This window comes from Sulfurivirga sp. (genome assembly GCF_015490265.1).
Classification (GTDB): Bacteria; Pseudomonadota; Gammaproteobacteria; order Thiomicrospirales; family Thiomicrospiraceae; genus Sulfurivirga.
Window position 1 is genome coordinate 1 of record NZ_WFYD01000074.1, and the last position, 2319, is coordinate 2319.

3 protein-coding genes and 1 riboswitch are annotated in these 2319 nt (G+C 61.5%); of the genes, 1 reads left to right on the plus strand and 2 read right to left on the minus strand.

Annotated features, from left to right (window positions below; translation table 11 throughout):
• Together F8K16_RS05250 and F8K16_RS05255 are read right to left on the minus strand one after the other, a co-directional pair.
• The coding region (locus F8K16_RS05250) for a phosphomethylpyrimidine synthase ThiC (RefSeq protein WP_294947926.1) at positions 1-946 on the minus strand (946 nt) is incomplete at its 3' end.
• A gap of 44 nt (positions 947-990) precedes the next feature.
• Positions 991-1097, minus strand: a riboswitch (TPP riboswitch).
• Between the two features lie 43 nt (positions 1098-1140).
• Positions 1141-2052, minus strand: coding sequence for a histone deacetylase family protein (locus F8K16_RS05255; protein ID WP_294947927.1), 912 nt, complete (start codon positions 2050-2052; stop codon positions 1141-1143).
• Between the two features lie 79 nt (positions 2053-2131).
• Between F8K16_RS05255 and F8K16_RS05260 the strand changes: the two genes are divergently transcribed.
• The coding region (locus F8K16_RS05260; RefSeq protein WP_367122736.1) for a protein-L-isoaspartate O-methyltransferase at positions 2132-2319 on the plus strand (188 nt) is incomplete at its 3' end.

Here is a 2319-nt window from a genome sequence, read left to right on the forward strand (position 1 = left end):
CCACGCCCTGTTCCGCCTGTTCGATGAGCGTGTCGCGGAAGATCTCCCAGGTCAGGTTCTCGGCGATGCCATTGACCTTTTCCAAGGCCTGATAGATGGGCACCGTGCCGATGGGCACCGGTGAGTTGCGAATGATCCACTCGCGGGTTTCGTGAATGTTGCGCCCGGTGGACAGGTCCATCACTGTATCCGCGCCCCAGCGGGTGGCCCAGATCATCTTCTCCACTTCTTCCTCGATGGAAGAGGTGGTGGCGGAGTTGCCGATATTGGCGTTGACCTTGGTGCGGAAGGCACGACCGATGATCATCGGCTCGCTTTCCGGGTGGTTGATGTTGGCGGGAATGACCGCACGGCCCGCCGCCACCTCCTGACGCACGAACTCCGGCGTGATCTCCTCCGGAATCTCGAACGGCGCCTGCCCCGGGTGCTGGCGCACGATGTGCCCCATCTCCTTCATTTCCTGCAGACGGCAGTTCTCACGGATGGCGACGTACTCCATCTCCGGCGTGATGATGCCGCGACGGGCGTATTCCAGCTGCGTGACGCACTGGCCGGCCTTCGCCCGCCGTGGCGCGCGCAGATTGGGAAAGCGGATCTTCTCCAGTTTCCTGTCCTGAAGGCGCACATGATGGTATTCGGAAGTAAAATCCGCCAGCTGTTCGGTGTCACCCCGCTCTTCAATCCACTTCGCCCGCAGCGGCGGCAACCCCTTTTCAAAATCGATATCCGCTTCCGGATCCGTATAGGGCCCGGAGGTGTCATACACCGTCAGCGGCGGATTGGGCTCGAAAGTGCCGTCCGACAGGGGTGTGTCACTGAGCTCGATCTCCCGCATGCCCACGCGGATGTCGGGGCGGGAGCCCTGTACATAGATCTTGCGGGAGCTGGGAAAGGGCTCCACATAGGCCTGTTTTTTCTTTTCCAGCGTTTCCAGCAGCGCGCTCATCGGTTTCTCCTTTTCTCAATGTTGCGCGCAAGATGTCGCGTGTAGCCCGCTTCATCTCGCTTTCCTGCGGCCGCATTACCGGCATCAGGTTCAACGGGTATGCTCTCAGCCGCACACCGCACAGGCGGTGGCAGCACCCCGAGCGATAACGGACAACCTGAATGGCCGCCCGAAATCCGGTTCCAAAGTTCGGATTATAGCTGCGCCCGTAGATAGGCCTCCACACTTTCACACAGCGCATCCAGATCGTAGCCGCCTTCCAGCGCCGACACCAAGGGTGCACCTGCCCTATCGGCCACTTCGGCCAGCTGCATGCCCATCCACGCGAAATCTTCCTGCGTGAGCGCAAGGCTGCCCAACGGGTCGCGCACATGGGCATCAAAACCGGCCGACACCAGAATCAGTTGAGGCGACCAGCGCATCATGTCCGCCAGCACCGGCGCCCATACGCTGCGAAACGCCTCCCCATCACTGCCCGCAGCAAGCGGCAGGCCGACACAATTTTCCGCCAGCGGCGGCACGCCGCTGTAGGGATAGAAAGGGTGCTGAAAACTGGACCAGAAGCGGATGCCCGCGTGACCAGCCACCATCACCTCGGTGCCGTTGCCGTGATGGACATCGAAATCCACAATGGCCACCCGCTCCACCCCCAACGCTTCGACAGCATGCAGTGCTGCCACTGCCACATGGTTGATCAGGCAGAAGCCCATGGGGCGGGCTGGCTCGGCATGATGGCCCGGCGGACGATGCAGACAGAAGGCACGCTGAAGCCTGCCAGATGCAGCCTGCTCAACCGCCTCCACCACACCACCGCAGGCGTGCAGCGCCGCATCCAGTGACTGCGGGGACAGACCGGTGTCCTCATCCAGCGGCCGGCATCCTGATGGCGGCAGATGGCGACGCAGCGCTGCCACATAGCCCGGAGCATGCGCACGCTCGACCACGGCCACCGCTGCCGGAGCAGACCGATGCCAGACCGTCACAAGGTCGGCTGCACGCAGTTTCTTTTCAAGACGGGTCCAGCGCGCAGGCGATTCCGGATGCCCCGGGGTACAGTTCCGGTGGACTTCACTGAGCGGATAGGACCAGACATGGAGAGCCGGCATATCATGACACCCTTATCCCGCAGCGTAAGGCGGTGCTATAATCCGTTCAATTTTAATTACATGGCACAAGGACCGATTCATGGATTTCGATCGCGCCCGTTTCAACATGGTTGAACAGCAGATCCGCCCCTGGGATGTGCTGGACCCCAAAGTGCTGCAGCTGTTTCTGGACACCCCGCGCCACCTTTTTGCACCGGAAGAACACCGGGATCTGGCCTACATGGATCTGGAAGTACCCCTGCCTCACGATCAGGTCATGCTGGCACC

Coding starts and splice junctions, on each gene's coding strand:
- F8K16_RS05255 (WP_294947927.1), bottom strand. CDS start 2,052: ATGCCGGCTCTCCATGTCTGGTCCTATCCGCTCAGTGAAGTCCACCGG.